The 19611-nt window shown below is 53.9% G+C and carries 14 protein-coding genes, 1 tRNA gene and 1 pseudogene; 8 read left to right on the top strand and 8 right to left on the bottom strand.

The window, feature by feature from the left end; genetic code table 11:
- Positions 1-279 precede the first annotated feature (279 nt).
- Positions 280-906 (top strand): isochorismate family cysteine hydrolase YcaC, encoded by a 627-nt coding sequence (ycaC, locus tag HVY19_RS07690; RefSeq protein ID WP_181683740.1) that lies wholly within the window; start codon positions 280-282, stop codon positions 904-906.
- Between the two features lie 84 nt (positions 907-990).
- Here ycaC and HVY19_RS07685 read toward each other — a convergent pair whose 3' ends face one another.
- From HVY19_RS07685 to lrp, 8 genes are all read right to left on the bottom strand, one after another.
- Complete coding sequence (locus tag HVY19_RS07685) at positions 991-1854, bottom strand: dimethyl sulfoxide reductase anchor subunit family protein (RefSeq protein ID WP_181683739.1); 864 nt, start codon at positions 1852-1854, stop codon at positions 991-993.
- A 1-nt stretch (position 1855) separates the two neighbouring features.
- Entirely contained in the window at positions 1856-2473 is a 618-nt protein-coding gene (locus tag HVY19_RS07680; RefSeq protein WP_181683738.1) for a DMSO/selenate family reductase complex B subunit, read from the bottom strand.
- A gap of 10 nt (positions 2474-2483) precedes the next feature.
- On the bottom strand, positions 2484-4928 hold the full coding sequence (gene dmsA, locus HVY19_RS07675; RefSeq protein ID WP_181683737.1) for a dimethylsulfoxide reductase subunit A: 2445 nt from the start codon (positions 4926-4928) through the stop codon (positions 2484-2486).
- A 222-nt stretch (positions 4929-5150) separates the two neighbouring features.
- Positions 5151-6443: a serine--tRNA ligase gene (serS, locus tag HVY19_RS07670; RefSeq protein WP_181683736.1), complete on the bottom strand. Its 1293-nt coding sequence runs from the start codon at positions 6441-6443 to the stop codon at positions 5151-5153.
- A gap of 91 nt (positions 6444-6534) precedes the next feature.
- Positions 6535-7878: a replication-associated recombination protein RarA gene (rarA, locus tag HVY19_RS07665; protein ID WP_181683735.1), complete on the bottom strand. Its 1344-nt coding sequence runs from the start codon at positions 7876-7878 to the stop codon at positions 6535-6537.
- 8 nt (positions 7879-7886) lie between these two features.
- Complete coding sequence (lolA, locus tag HVY19_RS07660; RefSeq protein ID WP_181683734.1) at positions 7887-8498, bottom strand: outer membrane lipoprotein chaperone LolA; 612 nt, start codon at positions 8496-8498, stop codon at positions 7887-7889.
- A gap of 52 nt (positions 8499-8550) precedes the next feature.
- Positions 8551-12261, bottom strand: a complete 3711-nt coding sequence (locus tag HVY19_RS07655) for a DNA translocase FtsK 4TM domain-containing protein (RefSeq protein WP_181683733.1) — start codon at positions 12259-12261, stop codon at positions 8551-8553.
- Between the two features lie 134 nt (positions 12262-12395).
- Positions 12396-12890: a leucine-responsive transcriptional regulator Lrp gene (gene lrp, locus HVY19_RS07650; protein ID WP_002439523.1), complete on the bottom strand. Its 495-nt coding sequence runs from the start codon at positions 12888-12890 to the stop codon at positions 12396-12398.
- 546 nt (positions 12891-13436) lie between these two features.
- On the opposite strand from lrp, the gene trxB reads away from it, so the two are divergent.
- From trxB to HVY19_RS07615, 7 genes and pseudogenes are all read left to right on the top strand, one after another.
- A complete protein-coding gene (gene trxB / locus HVY19_RS07645) occupies positions 13437-14405 on the top strand; it encodes a thioredoxin-disulfide reductase (RefSeq protein WP_181683732.1) in 969 nt (322 codons plus the stop codon).
- Positions 14406-14519: 114 nt separating this feature from the next.
- Positions 14520-16286 (top strand): cysteine/glutathione ABC transporter permease/ATP-binding protein CydD, encoded by a 1767-nt coding sequence (gene cydD / locus HVY19_RS07640; RefSeq protein WP_181683731.1) that lies wholly within the window; start codon positions 14520-14522, stop codon positions 16284-16286.
- A complete protein-coding gene (gene cydC, locus HVY19_RS07635) occupies positions 16287-18008 on the top strand; it encodes a cysteine/glutathione ABC transporter ATP-binding protein/permease CydC (RefSeq protein ID WP_181683730.1) in 1722 nt (573 codons plus the stop codon).
- A 45-nt stretch (positions 18009-18053) separates the two neighbouring features.
- On the top strand, positions 18054-18758 hold the full coding sequence (gene aat / locus HVY19_RS07630) for a leucyl/phenylalanyl-tRNA--protein transferase (RefSeq protein ID WP_181683729.1): 705 nt from the start codon (positions 18054-18056) through the stop codon (positions 18756-18758).
- Positions 18759-19126 (top strand): annotated as a pseudogene (locus HVY19_RS07625) (hypothetical protein). It abuts the gene before it with no gap.
- Positions 19054-19272: a translation initiation factor IF-1 gene (gene infA / locus HVY19_RS07620; protein ID WP_001040187.1), complete on the top strand. Its 219-nt coding sequence runs from the start codon at positions 19054-19056 to the stop codon at positions 19270-19272. The pseudogene HVY19_RS07625 and the gene infA overlap by 73 nt, the downstream one beginning before the upstream one ends.
- A gap of 237 nt (positions 19273-19509) precedes the next feature.
- Positions 19510-19597 (top strand) — tRNA-Ser (locus HVY19_RS07615).
- Positions 19598-19611 lie beyond the last annotated feature (14 nt).

Raw genomic sequence — 19611 nt, 5'->3', positions numbered from 1 at the left:
GCATCATGCCACCAACAAAAACATTGTCAATCGGCTGAAACCGCCGCGCGGCGCCCCCTTTCTCCCTTCGATTCAATTTTTTGATTAAGAAACACTTTCATAAGTACCAGGGCTCGTTCAGGTCACTGTTTTTATTGATTTACCGCAACAGAGTTGCGTTTCGTTTAGTCGAAAAATCTCATAGTTCCGGCAGCATTATTTTTCCGTTCTATGCTTTGAGTGACGCTTCTATATCGGAAGGGTCTTAAGCGCATAGCTGATATACAAAAGGAGAAGAGTATGACCAGGCCTTATGTTCGTCTCGATAAAAATGATGCCGCCGTGCTTTTGGTGGACCATCAGGCAGGACTCCTTTCATTGGTCAGAGATATCGACCCTGACAAATTTAAAAACAACGTGCTCGCACTGGGCGATTTAGCAAAGTATTTCAATCTCCCCACCATTCTTACTACCAGTTTTGAAACCGGTCCAAACGGCCCGTTGGTTCCCGAACTGAAAGCACAGTTTCCTGACGCCCCCTACATTGCGCGTCCGGGTAATATCAACGCCTGGGATAACGAAGACTTCGTCAACGCCGTTAAAGCCACCGGGAAAAAACAACTGATTATTGCGGGCGTTGTCACTGAGGTATGCGTGGCATTCCCTGCTCTGTCTGCCATTGAGGAAGGTTTTGACGTTTTTGTGGTGACCGACGCTTCCGGTACATTCAATGAAATTACCCGTCATTCAGCGTGGGATCGGATGTCACAAGCGGGTGCGCAGTTGATGACATGGTTTGGCGTGGCGTGTGAACTTCACCGCGACTGGCGTAATGACATTGAAGGGCTGGCGACGCTCTTCTCCAACCACATTCCTGATTACCGTAACCTGATGACCAGCTACGACACATTAACCAAACAGAAATAAAAACCGGGGCGAAAGCCCCGGAATGAGTATGTGCCTGATGGCGGTTCGCTTATCAGGCCTACGAACCATCCGGCATATTGCGGATTAACTCGCTACCGCCACGCCCACGGTCATATGCAGGCCGTAGAACACGCCGCGCCCAATCAGTTCTCCCACCAGCATGAGAATGAACGCCACTGAAAGCAGCGGAACCGCAGGCTGATAGCCTTTAAGCTGGGGCACAATCCAGCAGCACAGTGCCGCCGCCAGCACCACGATACGCCACGCCATCAGTGAGCCATAGTCAGGCACCAGCGTAGACGCCTGTTGGATTGAACTGTGAATGGTCGCCAGTTCAGCCCCCTGCATCACAGACATTACCGCACTGACCATCAGCGCCAACAGCGAAACAGCAGGCAACAGGCGCATCGCCCAGCCATCCACGCCCGCTAAACGCAGAAGCAGATAACCCAGCAACGGTCCCGCCATAAACAGCGTCAGGAAGAAGCCCACCGGCGTCCAGATGCTATACCAGGTGGGCACTGTATCAATGCTGTTATATACGCGCACCATCATCCAGACGAAGAGCACGCCCAGAATCATGGTCAGCGCCAGCCACAGAGTGCGCAGCGACGGTGTCATTTTTTTAAGCACGCACAGTAACCAGCCGATCCCGCCAATGGCGAAGAAAATGGAACCGCTGGCAATTTCATTACTTAACGCTGAAGAACCGACCCGGTTTAGCGAGTTAAATGCCCGCATCGGTGATCCCAGATGCAGCATAGACGCGATAAAGCCGATGCCCATCAGAACCCACAGAGCGAACATGCCGTTTATCACGCGCTGCTGCGCGTCGCTGCGAAGTTCGCCTTTCATCAGCGCCAGTGCCAGAACGATAAAGCCCCCAACGACACATTGCCCGAAGATCGTGAAGATCATCAGCGGCCATTCATGCCATCCACTTCCCATCTTACACCTCCTTCGGGTTTGCCAGATAACCCGTGGTATCACCCGTTGGGCGACTGTTATCATTAGGTTTTATAACAATGCACGGTTTGGTGAAATGCGCCCCCGGTAGCGGAGCAACAGCCGCCAGTTCACCATGCGTTTTGCGTAATTCATCGATGGGTCCGAAGTCCAGTGCACGCAGCGGACAGGACTCCACACAAATCGGTTTCTTACCGTCCGCTACCCGCTCATGACAGCCGTCGCATTTGGTCATATGACCTTTGGCCGCATTGTACTGTGGCGCACCATATGGACAGGCCATATGGCAATAGCGACAGCCTATGCAAATATCCTCATCCACGACCACAAAGCCATCTTCCCGCTTATGCATCGCCCCGCTTGGGCAAACCTTGGTACAGGCCGGATCTTCGCAGTGGTTGCAGGCAATCGACAGATAGTAAGCAAAGACGTTCTGATTCCAGACACCGTTGTCTTCCTGCCAGTCGCCGCCAGCATATTCATAGATGCGGCGGAAGCTGACGTCGGGGGTTAAGTCTTTGTAGTCTTTACAGGCCAGTTCGCAGGTTTTACAACCGGTGCAACGACTGGAGTCAATAAAAAATCCATATTGGGTTGTCATCGGTTACTCCTTACACCTTCTCAACCTGAACAAGGTTCGTATGTGATGGGTTCCCCTTGGCAAGCGGAGACGGACGCTGCGTGGTCAGAACGTTAATACAGCCGCCCTGGTCGATGCGTTTCAAATCCGGGTCATACCAGGCCCCTTCTCCTAATGCCACCACGCCTGGCATCATACGTGGCGTGACTTTCGCCTCGATATGCAGTTCACCGCGGCCGTTAAAGATGCGGACTTTGTCGCCATTGCTGATACCCCGTTTTTGCGCATCAAGCGGGTTAATCCACATTTCCTGGCGGCAGGCGGCTTTCAGGACGTCAACGTTGCCGTAGGTGGAGTGAACGCGGGATTTATAGTGAAAGCCGGTCAACTGCAGCGGGTAATCTCTGGTCAGCGGGTCGTTATAACTCTCAAAACCCGGCGTGTAGATCGGTAACGGATCGATCACATCGCCCTCGGGTAGCTCCCAGCTCGCCGCGATGTCTGCCAGCGCCTGTGAGTAGATTTCGATTTTTCCTGACGGTGTGGTCAGCGGATTGGCCTGCGGATCTTCACGGAACGCCTTGTACGCAACGTGATGCCCTTCCGGATCGCGCTTTTTAAAGATCCCCTGCTTGCGGAACTCTTCAAAGGTTGGCAGTTCCGGTATCGCTTTGCGTGATTGCTCATACAGATGACGCATCCACTCTTCCTGAGTCCGTCCTTCGGTGAACTGCTGCTCAACCCCAAGGCGCTTCGCCAGATCGCTGGTCATTTCATAGATGGTCTTACATTCAAAATAGGGTTTGATTGCGCGATCGTTGAAAATCACATAGGACATATTGCCGCAGGAGGCATCCAGTGCGAAATCCATCTGCTCAGACGCGGTGCAGTCTGGCAACAGGATATCGGCATATTTTGCCGATGAAGTCATATGGCAGTCGATGACCACAATCATTTCGCACTTCTTATCATCCTGGAGGATTTCATGGGTACGATTGATTTCAGAATGCTGGTTAATCAGGCAGTTACCCGCGTAGTTCCAGATCATCTTAATCGGTACATCCAGCTTATCTTTCCCACGCACACCATCGCGAAGCGCGGTCATTTCCGGGCCGCGCTCAATGGCGTCAGTCCACATAAACATGGAGATACTGGTTTCAACCGGATTTTCCAGCGTTGGCATGCGTTCAAAAGGCAAAGAGTAAGAACCTTCGCGCGCGCCGCTGTTCCCGCCATTAATCCCTACATTTCCGGTCAGGATCGCCAGCATGGAAATAGCACGGGTTGCGATTTCACCGTTCGCATGACGCTGTGGTCCCCACCCCTGGCTGATGTAAGCCGGTTTGGCACTACCGATTTCGCGTGCCAGTTTGATAATGCGTTCTGCGAGAATACCGGTAATCTGCGCAGCCCATTCTGGCGTCTTCGGCGTACCGTCTTTCCCTTCGCCCAGAATGTAGGCTTTATAATGGCCGTTTTTTGGCGCACTGGCGGGCAGCGTCTTCTCGTCGTATCCGACGCAATATTTATCAAGGAACGGTTGGTCGACCAAATTTTCGGTAATCAGAACGTACGCGAGCGCATTGACTAACGCCGCATCGGTACCCGGACGGATCGGGATCCACTCATCTTCACGACCTGCCCCAGTATCGGTATAACGCGGGTCGATAATGATCATACGCGCCCTGGATTTTTGCCGCGCCTGCTCCAGGTAATAGGTCACCCCGCCGCCGCTCATCCGCGTTTCACCGGGATTGTTGCCAAACAGCACCACCAACTTACTGTTTTCGATATCAGACGGGCTGTTACCATCAGCCCAACCACCGTAGGTGTAATTCAACCCTGCGGCAATCTGTGCGGAAGAGTAGTCGCCATAGTGGTTAAGATAGCCGCCACAGCAGTTCATCAGACGTGCAACCAGCGTTTTACCCGGCGGCCATGAGCGAGTTAACGTACCGCCTAACGTACCGGTGCCATAGTTCAGATAGATAGATTCGTTGCCGAAATCTTTGATTAAGCGTTGCATATTGCTGGCGATGATATCGTAAGCTTCGTCCCAGCTGATGCGTTCGAATTTCCCCTCTCCGCGCTTGCCGACGCGTTTCATCGGGTACTTCAGACGATCCGGGTTATAGACGCGACGACGCATTGAGCGTCCACGAAGACAAGCGCGTACCTGGTGAAGGCCATCGTAGTTATCTTCGCCGGTGTTATCGGTTTCAACGTACTTAATTTCGCCATCAACAACGTGCATCCGCAGTGGACAGCGACTGCCGCAGTTAACGGTACATGCGCTCCAGATCACTTTTTCGTTGGCGGCCGCTGGGTTCATCGCCTCTGCGGCATTCGCGATTCGGGTAAATGGCAGGGTAAACGCGCTGCTGGCCATAGCCAGACCGCCGATCGCCGTCGATTTGACTAAACCGCGACGACTCACCTCTGCTGCCAGTACGGCATCGGGGATCTTAGTTTTCATAAAGGCTCACTCTGCATGCTTACAGTAATAAGGCAAAGACGGGTTTTATTTTTTGAGTAGTAACATAACGACGTATAGCGAACAGGCTGAATCACAGCCCAGGATGTTGAGTTTCATTCGAAGGTAATATTACCCCTTAGGGGGTAACGGTTATTGTCCGACGTCAAGCAGGCATAAAAAAAGCGCCCCAAAGGGCGCTTTTAAGAAAAGAAAAAGCCAGAATTAGCCGATATATTCCAGTCCGTTCATATACGGACGCAGGACTTCCGGCACTTCGATGCGGCCATCGGCCTGCTGGTAGTTTTCCATCACTGCAACCAGAGTACGACCTACTGCCAGACCGGAGCCGTTCAGAGTATGAACCAGGCGGGTCTTTTTGTCGGACTTGCTGCGGCAGCGAGCCTGCATCCGGCGCGCCTGGAAATCCCAGACGTTAGAGCAGGAAGAGATCTCGCGATAGGTATTCTGCGCCGGGACCCACACTTCCAGATCGTAGGTTTTGCATGCGCCGAAGCCCATATCACCGGTACAAAGAATAATTTTACGATACGGCAGACCGAGCAGTTGCAGTACTTTTTCCGCATGGCCCGTCATTTCTTCCAGCGCCGCCATCGAATCTTCAGGACGAACGATCTGGACCATTTCGACTTTATCGAACTGGTGCATACGGATCAAACCGCGGGTATCACGACCGTAAGAGCCCGCTTCAGAGCGGAAGCACGGCGTATGCGCGGTCATTTTAATCGGCAGTTGATCTTCGTCGATGATTTCATCACGAACGAGGTTGGTCAGCGGCACTTCAGCGGTCGGAATCAGCGCATAGTTGCTGCTGTCGGCCTCTTCTTCCAGCGGACGCGTATGGAACAGATCGCCGGCAAATTTCGGCAGTTGTCCGGTACCGTACAGCGTGTCGTGGTTAACCAGGTATGGGACGTAATTTTCGCTGTAGCCATGCTGCTCGGTATGCAGATCCAGCATGAACTGGGAGAGCGCACGGTGCATACGGGCAATCTGCCCTTTCATGACGACGAAGCGAGAACCCGTCAGCTTCACGGCGGCGGCAAAGTCCAGACCGGAATGCATTTCGCCAAGGGTGACGTGGTCGCGAACCTCGAAATCAAATTCACGCGGGGTACCCCAGCGGCTGACTTCGATGTTATCGTTCTCGTCTTTACCGACTGGCACTTCGTCGGCAGGCAGGTTCGGAATGGTCAGGGCAATATCGCGAATCTCAGCCTGTAAAACATCCAGCTCAGCTTTCGCGGCATCCAGCTCTTCACCCAGCTTGTTCACTTCCAGACGTAAAGGCTCGATATCTTCCCCGCGCGCTTTTGCCTGGCCGATGGATTTCGATCGAGAGTTACGCTCTGCCTGCAGGTTTTCAGTATTGACCTGCAAAACTTTACGACGCTCTTCAAGAGCGCGTAGCTTATCTACATCCAGCTTAAAGCCCCGGCGTGCCAGTTTTTCAGCGACTGCGTCTGGCTCATTACGCAGCAGATTGGGATCGAGCATGCTTATCCTGTGCTTATCGAATTAAAAAGGGAAAATGTGACCACAGCCTGCGGCCACAGGGAACACTGCCAACATTACCGCAACGCCTGCACTAACGGTAGCGTTTTATAGGGCTATTTTGATCCTGTCCGGCGAGCCAGGCGAGCTTTTCGCCAATCTTGCCCTCAAGACCTCTGTTGGTGGGGTGATAATAGCGCGTTTGTGCCATCTCCTGCGGGAAATATTCTTCTCCGGCAGCGTAAGCATTCGGTTCATCATGGGCGTAACGATATTCCTGCCCGTAACCCATTTCTTTCATCAATTTGGTTGGCGCATTGCGCAGATGAACCGGGACGTCATAATCGGGGCGCTCACGTGCATCGGACAGCGCCGCTTTAAAGGCAGTATAGACCGCATTACTCTTCGGCGCGCAGGCAAGGTAAACAATCGCCTGCGCAATAGCCCGCTCCCCTTCCGCTGGCCCCACTCGGGTAAAACAGTCCCAGGCGGAAATAGCAACCTGCATGGCGCGCGGATCGGCGTTGCCAACATCTTCCGAAGCAATAGCCAGGCAGCGGCGTGCAACATACAGCGGATCGCCGCCTGCAGTGATAATCCTCGCATACCAGTACAGTGCCGCATCCGGCGCGCTGCCGCGCACCGACTTATGCAGCGCGGAGATGAGATCGTAAAAACGGTCACCCTTATTGTCGAAGCGCGCGCTGCGCTCTCCGGCAATTTCGGTCAGCAAGGCAGGCAAAAGGACGCGTTTTCCGCTGTCATCCACTTCCGCCATGTCAGCCATCATTTCCAGGGTATTTAGCGCCCGGCGCGCATCACCGTTGACCAGCTCAGCAATGGCTTTACAGGTTTCATCCGGTAAGACGATATCCTGACCCCCGTAGCCACGCGCCTTGTCTTCCATTGCCTGGCGGAGAACATGCTCGATGTCGTCGGTGGTCAACGATTTGAGCAAATAGACGCGCGCCCGCGATAACAGCGCTGAGTTCAATTCAAATGACGGGTTTTCGGTGGTTGCCCCGATAAAGGTAATCGTGCCGTCCTCAATGTGCGGTAAGAACGCATCCTGTTGGCTTTTATTAAAGCGATGCACTTCGTCGACAAACAGGATGGTACGCCGCCCGGCGTTACGATTCTGGCGAGCGCGCTCTATCGCTTCGCGGATCTCTTTCACACCGGAAGTTACCGCAGAAATCCGCTCGACGTCGGCATTCGCATAGCGGGCAATCACTTCGGCAAGGGTGGTTTTACCGGTGCCTGGCGGCCCCCATAAAATCATGGAGTGCAGATGTCCGGCTTCAATAGCGCGCGGCAATGGCTTACCTGCGGCCAGCAGATGCTGCTGACCAATATACTGCGCTAAATTTTCTGGCCGCATCCGCGCGGCCAGTGGCTGAAAGGTGTTATCCGAAAAATCGAGCGACAGATTGCTCACTCACGCCTCTACTTACGTTGATCGTCTACCGTTACGCCCTGCGGTGGTGTAAAGGTGAATTTTGATGCTTCGACCGCGCCATTCTGCTGAGATTTCAACTGATAGCTGCTGCGCTGGTCGTCCTGTTCAACGGCGCTGAATTGATGAATCGTCCCGTCGCGGCCCACGTTGATGGTGAACTGTTTCAGGTTACCGTTGCTGGTTTTCGGCGTCAGTACGAAATCATCACCGTTTTGCTTAATATTGTATTGTTGCCAGTCGCTGGACTGGTTACGGGCAATCAGCATAAATGGTGTGTTCCCGGTTGCGTCTTTCAACCAGGTCGCCGTTGCCTGTTCGACAAACGGGTTGAAGAACCAAAGCGTCTTCCCATCAGAGACCAGAATACTTTCATCAGGCTGGGTCATGTGCCAGTTAAACAGGTTCGGACGCTTAACCCACAAATCTCCCTGACCTTCCTGCACAGCAGCACCGCTGCCATCTGTGACTTTCTGAGTGAAGCTGGCATGGAAGCTACTGACCTTATCCAGTCGACTTTTCAGATCGCTGGCGGCATCCGCCCAAACGCTGCTTACAACAAACCCTGAGAGTAATGCACAGGTGATGGCGATTTTCTTCATTGCTATTCCTATTTTACCGGATGGCGGCTGGCGCTCGATCCGGCCTGGGTGTTTATTCAAATGGCGGGGGCGCCAGCACTTCACGATTGCCGTTATGGCCCTGCTCGCTGACAATCCCCTGCGCTTCCATCTGTTCAATGATCCGCGCCGCGCGGTTATAACCGATACGGAACTGGCGCTGTACGCCAGAGATTGATGCCTTGCGCTTCTCGGTCACAAAATTGACGGCCTGATCGAATAAGGGATCTAACTCTTCGCCGCCGTCAAAGCCACCGCCGCCGCCTTCACTTTCACTTTCGGAGGTGATGCCATCAACGTATTGCGGACGTCCGCGCGCCTTCCAGTCCTGAACCACAGCGTGGACTTCCTGATCGCGAACAAACGCGCCGTGAACGCGCACGGGCATGGTGGAGTTCGGCCCGGAATAGAGCATATCCCCCATGCCAAGTAACGACTCTGCGCCGCCCTGGTCGAGGATAGTGCGTGAGTCAATCTTACTGGATACCGTAAAGGCAATACGCGTCGGTATGTTAGCTTTGATAAGCCCGGTAATGACGTCAACAGAAGGACGCTGCGTTGCCAGGACGAGGTGGATACCTGCCGCACGCGCTTTCTGCGCCAGTCGGGCAATCAGCTCCTCCACTTTCTTACCAACGGTCATCATCAGGTCGGCGAATTCATCCACCAGCACCACGATATATGGCAGTTTTTCCAGCACCGGATGCTGGGCATCCATGCTATCGCCCGGCTTCCAGTACGGATCCGGAATCGGACGTCCCATGCGTGCCGCTTCGGCAATTTTCTCGTTGTAACCGGCAAGATTGCGCACGCCGAGCGCGGACATCAGCTTATAGCGGCGCTCCATCTCATTCACGCTCCAGCGCAGAGCGTTGGCGGCGTCTTTCATATCCGTCACGACTTCCGTCAGCAGATGTGGAATACCTTCGTAAACCGACAGCTCCAGCATTTTCGGGTCGATCATGATGAAACGAACGTCTTCCGGCTGCGCTTTATAGAGCATGCTGAGGATCATGGCGTTTACACCGACCGATTTACCGGAACCCGTGGTACCCGCTACCAGCAGGTGAGGCATTTTCGCGAGATCGGCCACGACAGGATCGCCGGCGATATCTTTACCCAGTACCACAGTCAGCGGCGACGGATTATCGCGGAACTTCGCGTTATCCAGAACTTCACGCAGATATACGGTCTGGCGCTTTTTATTCGGCAGTTCCAGTCCAACATAAGGTTTGCCAGGAATCACTTCCACCACGCGCACCGCAATGGTCGAAAGTGAACGCGCCAGGTCACGCGAGAGGTTGGAAATGCGCGCAGCCTTCACGCCCGGCGCCAGATTCAGCTCAAAACGCGTGATAACCGGGCCAGGAGAGTAGTTCACCACGTCCGCTTTGATACGGAAATCAGCCAGACGAGCTTCCACCAGACGCGCCATTTGCTCAAGCGCGAAGGTATCAACGGGTTCGACTTCGCTCGGCGGTGGCGTTAACAGATCCAAAGAAGGCAGCGGCGTCGTCGGTTTTTGCAGCGGACGGCTGTCGCCGTTACGCATCAGCAGCGGATGGATCAGAATTTCCTGCGGCGGCGGCGCTACCGGCTGTTGCTGCTGAAGTTGCTGCGGCGGCGGCGCTACCGGCTGTTGTGGCTGCTGATAGTGCGGCTGTGGTGCCACCGGCTGTGCTGGCTGCTGGTACTGCGGCTGTTGCACCGGTTCAGGCATCACGCCTGGGGTAAATAAAGGTTCATGCGGACCTTCATCCACCAGCGTTTTCATCGGTGAAAAGTCGAAATCATCCAGCGAGAAAGGATTAGCGCCCGTTGGCTGCTCACCGGAATAGCGCTGCTGCTGCGACGAGGCAAACTGACGCGCCAGCTCTGCTTCGGCAGCGGCGTCCTCATCATCAACCTGCGGCGCATCGGACTGATATTCTTCGCCATAGCGAGTTTGCTGCGACTGCGCGAACTGGCGGGCCAGTTCATCCTGCTGCATCGCATCGATTTCATCATCGCTGTAATGCGATTCCTGCATTCCCGCTTCGCGCGCTCTTTCTTCCGCCATACGCTGAGAAGGTAATTTTATCCCGTATGATGCCAGCTCACGACGGGTCGGTACGCGTACGCGGTTTGGACGCGGCAACTGCGGACCAATCCCCTCTTTCACCTGTGGGCGTGGCATTCCGTCATTGGCCAGACTAAATACCGGGGCGGTAGCGGCACTGCCGGCGGCTAACGTGGCATCTTTCACACTGGCGGCCACAGGTGCAATCGCTGCGGCTTCAACAGGCGGAACAGATGATGGCATGGAAACCGACGGCTTCACCGGTTCAGGCTCTTTGGCTGGCTCTGGAATCGGTTGATACCATGCCGCCAGTTGCTCACGCTCACGCGCGCGCTGCGCCTCAACTTCTTCAAAATAGTACAGCGGCGGACGGACCGGTTTAACCTCTTCCACAGGCGGTTCGGGTTCTGCGACAGGCGGTTGTTCAACTTCTGGCGCCTGTTGGAAGGTAGGTTGTTGTTGATATGCTGACGGCTGCTGGAACGTGGAGTTCGGCTGATATGTCGTCTGCTGCTCGCGAACGGGTTCCTGCGGAGGCACAGGCTGCTGTTGCGGCACATAGCCATGTGGCGTTGGCGCAATTACCGGCTCCGCAGTTTGCGGCCCAGGAACTGACTGCCACTCAACGGCAGGTTGCACCGGAACAGGCTCAGCCTCAGGCGAGATTGACGTTTGCAGTAGCGGATCGACCTGCTCGGACCAGGGTTGCGTTGCCGTAACAGGCGCTACCACAGGATCAGCCACCGAATAGCCGCTCAGCAACGGATCGTATTCATCATATTCTGGCTGAGTTGCGCGATGGCCGGAAAACAGGACATCGTTAGGATCGGCCGCCACATCGTGCGCACTGTACGCAACATCGTCATCATCCATTCGTTTACCGGAAAATAACGCCGCATCGGTCTGGCGACCATGTGGATTAATAAACTTCTCGGCAACCCGCTTACGACGCGCCAGCGCACCGCGAAGAATACGCGCCCGACGGGATTCACGTTTCTCGCCATCGGCGGCTTCTTCGTACTCTTCGTCATCTTCGTATTCGTCGTCTTCCACCCACGTGTCGTCACGGCGGGTACGATTACTGGCAAAGGTTAAGAGATTAAGGAGCCAACCGCCCAGCTTTTCGGCGATGGTCACCCAGGACCAGCCGGTAAAGAGCGTCAGGCCAGCAGCCCAGACGCAAAGCAGCGTAATGGTTCCACCGCTGCTGCGAAGTAAGGGTTGCAATGTGGTACTGAGCAGACTACCGATCACCCCGCCGGAGGCGAAATACCAGATATCATCGGCGTTGATCGCGGCCAGACCGCAAGAGGTAAGAATAAGGGCCAGCACGCCGATGATCCGCAGGGAAACGGCGAAATAATCGACATAGTCGTCGCTCGCCTGATGTCGCCAGGCAAACCAACAGCCGCCAATGATGATGACTGGTATGGTGTATGCCATCACCCCGAAAATGAAGAACAGGGTATCCGCCAGCCAGGCGCCAGGCGCCCCACCCAGATTATGGATAGGCTCATGCCAGGCCGTTTGCGACCAGCTCGGATCCGAAGGGTTAAAGCTCAGCAAGGCTGCCATCAACCAGATGGCAAAAAGGGCAATAAGGATCAGCAACGCCTCCAGAAGTCGGCGCCCGCTGCTTAACTTTGTCAATGTGACTTCTTTGTCTTCAGTATATTCCTGGCTCAAAAAAGGCTCTCCAGGTTTCAGGCTTTTCCTGCCTGATGCTAAAACGGACAACAGCACCGGGTTTCCCCGGCACTGTTGCTGTATGGATTAACAGGAGTGTAATCAATATATATCGATTTTGCACCTGTTCCGTATTAGCGTGTCTTAATAACCAGACGATTACTCTGTTTGACTTCTTCCATGACCACATAAGTACGCGTGTCGTTTACGCCAGGCAGACGCAGCAGGGTTTCCCCTAACAGCTTACGGTAGGCTGACATATCCGGTACGCGTGTTTTCAACAGGTAGTCGAAATCACCGGAAACTAAATGACATTCTTGAATTTCTTCAAGTTTTTGCACAGCAGAGTTAAACTGCTCAAACACGTCCGGCGCACCACGATTCAGAGTAATCTCAACAAATACCAGAAGTGATGCATCCAGATAATGCGGGTTTAACAGAGCCGTATAGCCCTGAATGAAACCCTGTCTTTCCAGACGACGCACACGCTCAAGACAAGGCGTCGGGGAAAGTCCCACTCGTTTAGAAAGCTCGACGTTGGAAATACGCCCATCCTTTTGCAACTCATTAAGAATGTTACGATCGATGCGGTCGAGATCTTTGCCAGGGCGCTTTTTGCTATCTACCATTATTATTGTCTCTCTGTATTCCTTCCCTACTCCTGCCTGACTCTATAAACGTCATTGTCCAGAGTCGATGCCCATCACAATAGACCGTAACCGAAAGGATTTACGGCGCGCAATGCCCGGGTCTATGGTGAGAAGACCGTTGCCTGACGGCGACTATCGACATCACGAATGGCGTCTGTCCACACCATGCGTAGATTTCGCTAGTCCGGTAAACATGAGATATATATGCATGATTATGCGGCACACATATAACACTGTTTTTTTCTTCCTCATCTGTTTTCGCAAAACAGCAGGGGATTGTCAAAGTAAAACATCGATTTTTAGTACAACATGTCGGTTCTTCCAGGCGAGTGGTGCTATATCGTCATTTTATCAGCTGATAACTGCCCGATTTTCAGTAGAATTTATGATGGCGCAGCGGCAAATTTGTTATCTCATCGCCCCTGTCTATTACACAAATCGTTAACAAAATCGCCATACTCTTTTTTTACGTCGGTAAATTCCCTACAATCCTGCCCATTGTCTGCCAACAACTATGGGGATCTCATGGGCACGACCAAACACAGTAAACTGCTTATCCTGGGTTCAGGCCCTGCTGGATACACCGCGGCGGTGTATGCCGCGCGCGCAAACCTGCAACCGGTACTGATTACCGGTATGGAAAAAGGCGGCCAACTGACCACCACAACAGAAGTGGAAAACTGGCCTGGCGATCCGAGTGATTTAACCGGACCGCTGCTGATGGAACGCATGCATGAGCATGCAACGAAATTTGAAACTGAGATCATTTTTGATCACATCAATAAAGTCGATCTGCAAAACCGTCCGTTCCGTCTGACGGGCGATAGCGCGGAATACACCTGTGATGCGTTAATCATCGCGACTGGCGCTTCCGCTCGCTATCTCGGCCTTCCTTCAGAAGAGGCGTTCAAAGGACGCGGCGTTTCCGCCTGTGCGACCTGCGATGGTTTCTTCTACCGTAACCAGAAAGTCGCGGTCATTGGCGGCGGTAACACGGCAGTTGAAGAAGCGCTTTATCTGGCGAATATCGCCGCAGAAGTGCATCTGATTCACCGTCGCGACAGCTTCCGTGCGGAAAAAATCCTGATCAAGCGCCTGATGGACAAAGTTGAAAATGGCAACATTGTGCTGCACACCCATCGTACGCTTGAAGAAGTGACTGGCGACCAGATGGGGGTAACAGGTTTGCGCCTGCGCGATACGCAGAACGCCGACAACATTGAGTCGCTGGACGTTGCAGGTCTTTTCGTTGCTATCGGACACAGCCCGAATACCTCGATTTTCGAAGGTCAGCTTGAGCTGGAAAATGGCTACATCAAAGTGCAGTCCGGGATCCACGGCAACGCGACCCAGACCAGCATTCCTGGGGTATTTGCTGCTGGCGACGTGATGGACCATATTTACCGTCAGGCAATCACCTCCGCCGGTACGGGCTGTATGGCTGCACTTGACGCTGAACGGTATCTGGATGGTTTAGCCGACGCGTGTAAATAAGTTTTACAAATCAGTAACAAAAGTAAATAAGGCGACTATAGGTCGCCTTTATTTTTGCCCCGTTGTAACATTGCCGAGCCCAAAAATTCTGATAACTCACCTGCAAAGTGCGCAATGAATAAAACTCGTCAAAAAGAGCTAACCCGCTGGTTAAAACAGCAAAGCGTTATTTCCCAACGTTGGTTGATGTTTTCCCGCCTACTCGGGTTCGTGAGTGGTTTACTGATTGTCGCTCAGGCCTGGATCATGGCCCGTATTCTTAACCACATGATCATGGAGAATATTCCACGCGAGGCGCTCCTGATGCCTTTTGTTGTCCTGGTGCTGGTCTTTGTTCTTCGCGCCTGGGTCGTGTGGTTGCGTGAGCGCGTCGGCTTTCATGCCGGGCAACATATTCGTTTTGAGATCCGCCGTCAGGTGCTCGATCGCCTGCAACAGGCCGGACCGGCCTGGATCCAGGGGAAACCGGCCGGAAGTTGGGCCACTCTGGTTCTTGAGCAAATCGATGATATGCACGATTACTACGCCCGCTATTTACCCCAAATGGCGCTGGCCGTGTGCGTGCCATTGTTAATTGTCGCTGCGGTATTTCCCTCCAACTGGGCCGCCGCACTGATCCTGCTGGGCACTGCCCCGCTAATTCCGCTGTTTATGGCGATGGTCGGGATGGGCGCAGCCGATGCGAATCGGCGTAATTTCCTTGCGCTGGCGCGTCTGAGCGGGCATTTCCTCGACCGCTTGCGCGGTATGGATACCCTGCGCATATTTGGCCGGGGTGAAGCGGAAACAGAGAGCATCCGTAAAGCGTCACAAGATTTCCGCCAGCGGACAATGGAAGTTCTCCGCCTTGCCTTCTTATCTTCCGGTGTGCTGGAGTTTTTCACCTCGCTGTCAATCGCACTGGTCGCGGTATATTTTGGTTTTTCCTATCTTGGCGAACTCAATTTCGGTCATTACGGTGCCGGCGTGACGTTGGCTGCCGGCTTCCTGGCGCTCATTCTCGCCCCTGAGTTTTTCCAGCCCCTGCGTGACCTGGGGACGTTTTATCACGCTAAAGCGCAGGCGGTCGGCGCAGCAGACAGCCTGAAAACCTTTATGGAAACGCCACTCGCCCACCCGGAGCGTGGCGACGTTGAACTGTCGACCAGTGATCCCATATCAATAGAAGCCGAAGCATTGGTGATCGCCTCTCCTGAGGGCAAAACGCTGGCGGGACCACTCAACTTTACCCTTCACGCCGGGCAGCGCGCCGTGCTGGTCGGACGCAGCGGTTCCGGTAAGAGTTCTCTGTTAAACGTTCTTTCTGGTTTTCTCTCCTACCAGGGCTCACTGCGGATCAATGGCATAGAGTTGCGCGATTTATCGCCAGAATCCTGGCGGCGACATCTGTCCTGGGTGGGGCAAAATCCGCAACTCCCTGCGGCGACAATTCGGGATAATGTCCTGCTGGCGCGTCCAGATGCCACAGAACTTGAGCTGAAAACGGCCCTTGATAACGCCTGGGTCAGCGAATTTTTGCCACTGCTGCCACAGGGCGTTGATACGCCCGTCGGCGATCAGGCTGGGCGTCTTTCCGTTGGTCAGGCACAGCGTGTAGCTGTCGCCCGAGCATTGCTAAGCCCGTGTAAACTCCTTCTGCTCGATGAGCCCGCAGCGAGCCTTGACGCCCATAGCGAACAGCGCGTGATGCAGGCGCTGAAACTGGCGGCGACGCGGCAAACCACGCTGATGGTAACGCATCAACTGGAGGATCTGGCTGACTGGGACACCGTCTGGGTTATGCAGGACGGACAGATTATTGAACAGGGTTCGTACAGCGAACTCAGTGCCGCTCAGGGCGCTTTTGCGTCGCTGCTGGCTCATCGTCAGGAGGAGATTTAAATGCGTGCCTTGCTGCCTTATCTGACGCTCTATAAACGTCACAAATGGATGTTGACGTTAGGAATTGTGCTAGCGATAGCTACGCTGTTAGCCAGTATCGGTCTGTTGACGCTGTCGGGCTGGTTCCTCTCAGCCTCTGCGGTGGCCGGTTTCGCCGGGCTCTACAGCTTTAACTATATGCTGCCTGCCGCCGGGGTGCGCGGGGCTGCAATTGCCCGTACTGCCGGACGCTACTTCGAGCGGCTGGTGAGCCATGACGCCACCTTCCGCGTATTGCAACACCTGCGTATTCATACATTTAGCAAACTGCTTCCCCTCTCACCTGCCGGGCTTACTCGTTTCCGTCAGGGCGATTTGCTCAATCGTGTCGTGGCCGATGTCGATACGCTTGACCACCTTTATCTGCGCGTCATCTCCCCGCTGGTTGGGGCATTTGTGGTGATTATGGTGGTCACGCTTGGACTGAGCGTTTTCGATGGCACGCTCGCCTTCACCCTTGGCGGCATCATGTTGTTAACGCTGTTCATTCTGCCGCCGGTATTTTATCGGGCCGGTAAAACGACCGGACAAAATCTGACCCACCTGCGTGGACAGTACCGTCAGCAACTCACCGCCTGGCTTCAGGGACAGGCAGAATTGACAATCTTCGGCGCGAGCGACCGGTACCGTGCGCAGATGGAAAATACCGAATTGCAGTGGCATGAGGCGCAGCGCCGCCAGTCTGAACTGACCGCGCTTTCTCAGGCATTAATGCTGCTTATTGGCGCCATTGCCGTCGTGCTGATGCTGTGGATGGCAGCCGGCGGCGTCGGTGGAAATACACAGCCTGGCGCGCTGATTGCCCTGTTTGTTTTTTGTGCTCTGGCCGCCTTTGAAGCCTTAGCGCCGGTAACCGGCGCGTTTCAGCATCTGGGTCAGGTCATTGCCTCTGCGGTGCGTATTACGGAACTGACCGAACAGAAGCCTGAAGTCACCTTTCCCATTGCTGATACGAACGTGACTGATAACGTGGCGTTAACGCTGCGTGATGTCTCATTCAGCTACCCTGAGCAGGGGCAAAAAGCACTGGACGCCTTCACGCTGCAAGTGAAGGCAGGGGAACACATTGCCATCCTCGGGCGTACTGGCTGTGGTAAATCGACATTACTGCAACTGCTCACCCGCGCCTGGGATCCACAAGAGGGTGAAATATTGCTCAACGATAGTCCGCTGTCGTCGCTGAATGAGCAGGCGTTGCGTCAGACAATGAGTGTGGTCCCGCAACGTGTGCATCTGTTCAGCGCCACGCTGCGCGACAATCTGCTGCTGGCGGCACCTCATGCCAGCGACGATGAACTTGCGGGAATGCTTACCCGCGTCGGTCTGGAAAAGTTACTCCAAGATAGTGGACTCAATAGCTGGCTGGGAGAAGGCGGTCGCCAGTTGTCCGGTGGCGAACTGCGTCGTCTGGCTATTGCGAGGGGACTACTGCACGATGCGCCGCTGATGTTACTGGATGAGCCCACGGAAGGACTTGATGCCACTACCGAAAGCCAGATCCTTGATTTACTGGCAGAGGTGATACGCGAGAAAACGGTTCTGATGGTGACGCACCGTCTGCGTGGTTTATCCCGGTTTGATCGAATAATAGTGATGGACAACGGGCAAATTATTGAGCAAGGTAATCACGCAGATCTGTTGGCGCGACAAGGGCGTTATTACCAGTTTAAGCAACGTCTGTAAGCTATTATTGAACGATCCAACTTGCGGTTCTGGAGTTCTGCTTTCATGCGCCTGGTGCAACTGTCCCGTACAACTCTCGCCTTCCCTTCGCCGGAGGGCGCTTTACGCGAGCCAAACGGTTTATTGGCCCTCGGAGGCGATCTCAGTCCTGCGCGCCTGCTCATGGCCTACCAGCGCGGTATATTCCCCTGGTTTTCACCTGGCGACCCGATACTCTGGTGGTCGCCCGATCCCCGCGCTATTCTGTGGCCCGCGACGTTTCATATCAGTCGCAGCATGAAACGTTTTCATAAACGTTCACCGTATCGCGTCACGCTGAATTATGCCTTTGGTCAGGTTATCGAGGGCTGTGCCAATGACCGCGACGAAGGCACCTGGATCACTCGCAGCGTGGTGGAGGCTTATCACCGACTGCATGAACTGGGACATGCACATTCCATAGAAGTGTGGCGTGATCATGAGCTGGTTGGGGGTATGTATGGCGTATCGCAAGGGGCATTATTTTGCGGTGAGTCGATGTTCAGCCGACAAGAAAATGCCTCGAAAACGGCACTGCTGGTTTTTTGTGCGGAATTTGTTCGTCAGGGCGGAAAACTCATTGACTGCCAGGTGCTCAATAACCATACCGAATCGCTGGGTGCTGTTGAAATCGCACGCAAAGAATATCTTGTGCATCTTGATACGTTGCGCCAGCAGCGCCTGCCCAGTCACTTTTGGGTACCAAGGACGTTATTTTTGCCGCAGGGGTGAATGTTTTCGGCACATTTTTTGTCAGGGTGTTATAATTGCGTCGCAGAGTTGGTTTAGCCCATTACCCCACTGCCGTTAAGGATCCTTTCGCGTCAGGTAACGCCCATCGTTTATCTCATCGCTCCCTTAGACGTTGCGCTTCAAGTGCGGCTTTGCTGTGTGTTTTTTGAAGCAACCGGAGTAATGTGCCAAATCTGTTTTGCTGTGTTTTAATCGCGCAAAACTTTACTTATTTAAAGAACTTCGGCATTATCTTGCCGGTTCAAATTACGGTAGTGATACCCCAGAGGATTAGATGGCCAAAGAAGACAATATTGAAATGCAGGGTACCGTTCTCGAAACGTTACCTAACACCATGTTCCGCGTAGAATTAGAAAACGGTCACGTGGTTACTGCACACATCTCCGGTAAAATGCGTAAAAACTACATCCGCATCCTGACGGGCGACAAAGTGACAGTCGAACTGACCCCGTACGACCTGAGCAAAGGCCGCATTGTCTTCCGTAGTCGCTGATTGTTTGCACGCCCGAATGGCGTAGAGAAATTAAAAGGTCGGATTATCCGGCCTTTTTTGTATCTGTCATCCGGGTGATAACCTGACGAATGACGGGTATAAAGCGTGCCGCGAAAGGAAAGTGTACACTGCGTAACCAAACGAGAAGTAAAGCGTAAATACTGCTTGACCGTTTTCACGCAACTCCCTATAGTAGCGCCCCGTTGCCCCCTGTGAGGTCAGGCAATAATACAATATGGTGAGGTGTCCGAGTGGCTGAAGGAGCACGCCTGGAAAGTGTGTATACGGCAACGTATCGGGGGTTCGAATCCCCCCCTCACCGCCATATTTCAGATGAGA

The organism is Citrobacter sp. RHB25-C09, from assembly GCF_013836145.1.
In the GTDB taxonomy this organism is placed as follows: Bacteria; Pseudomonadota; Gammaproteobacteria; order Enterobacterales; family Enterobacteriaceae; genus Citrobacter_A.
Note: the sequence above shows the minus strand (reverse complement) of the source record. Positions and strands in the feature narration are given on the sequence as shown.

What these genes read in the sequence shown, in the direction of transcription:
- cydC (WP_181683730.1), top strand. Translation starts at nt 16,287, where the DNA reads ATGCGTGCCTTGCTGCCTTATCTGACGCTCTATAAACGTCACAAATGG.
- trxB (WP_181683732.1), top strand. Translation starts at nt 13,437, where the DNA reads ATGGGCACGACCAAACACAGTAAACTGCTTATCCTGGGTTCAGGCCCT.
- serS (WP_181683736.1), bottom strand. Translation starts at nt 6,443, where the DNA reads ATGCTCGATCCCAATCTGCTGCGTAATGAGCCAGACGCAGTCGCTGAA.
- cydD (WP_181683731.1), top strand. Translation starts at nt 14,520, where the DNA reads ATGAATAAAACTCGTCAAAAAGAGCTAACCCGCTGGTTAAAACAGCAA.
- dmsA (WP_181683737.1), bottom strand. Translation starts at nt 4,928, where the DNA reads ATGAAAACTAAGATCCCCGATGCCGTACTGGCAGCAGAGGTGAGTCGT.
- HVY19_RS07680 (WP_181683738.1), bottom strand. Translation starts at nt 2,473, where the DNA reads ATGACAACCCAATATGGATTTTTTATTGACTCCAGTCGTTGCACCGGT.
- aat (WP_181683729.1), top strand. Translation starts at nt 18,054, where the DNA reads ATGCGCCTGGTGCAACTGTCCCGTACAACTCTCGCCTTCCCTTCGCCG.
- HVY19_RS07685 (WP_181683739.1), bottom strand. Translation starts at nt 1,854, where the DNA reads ATGGGAAGTGGATGGCATGAATGGCCGCTGATGATCTTCACGATCTTC.
- ycaC (WP_181683740.1), top strand. Translation starts at nt 280, where the DNA reads ATGACCAGGCCTTATGTTCGTCTCGATAAAAATGATGCCGCCGTGCTT.
- lrp (WP_002439523.1), bottom strand. Translation starts at nt 12,890, where the DNA reads ATGGTAGATAGCAAAAAGCGCCCTGGCAAAGATCTCGACCGCATCGAT.
- infA (WP_001040187.1), top strand. Translation starts at nt 19,054, where the DNA reads ATGGCCAAAGAAGACAATATTGAAATGCAGGGTACCGTTCTCGAAACG.
- lolA (WP_181683734.1), bottom strand. Translation starts at nt 8,498, where the DNA reads ATGAAGAAAATCGCCATCACCTGTGCATTACTCTCAGGGTTTGTTGTA.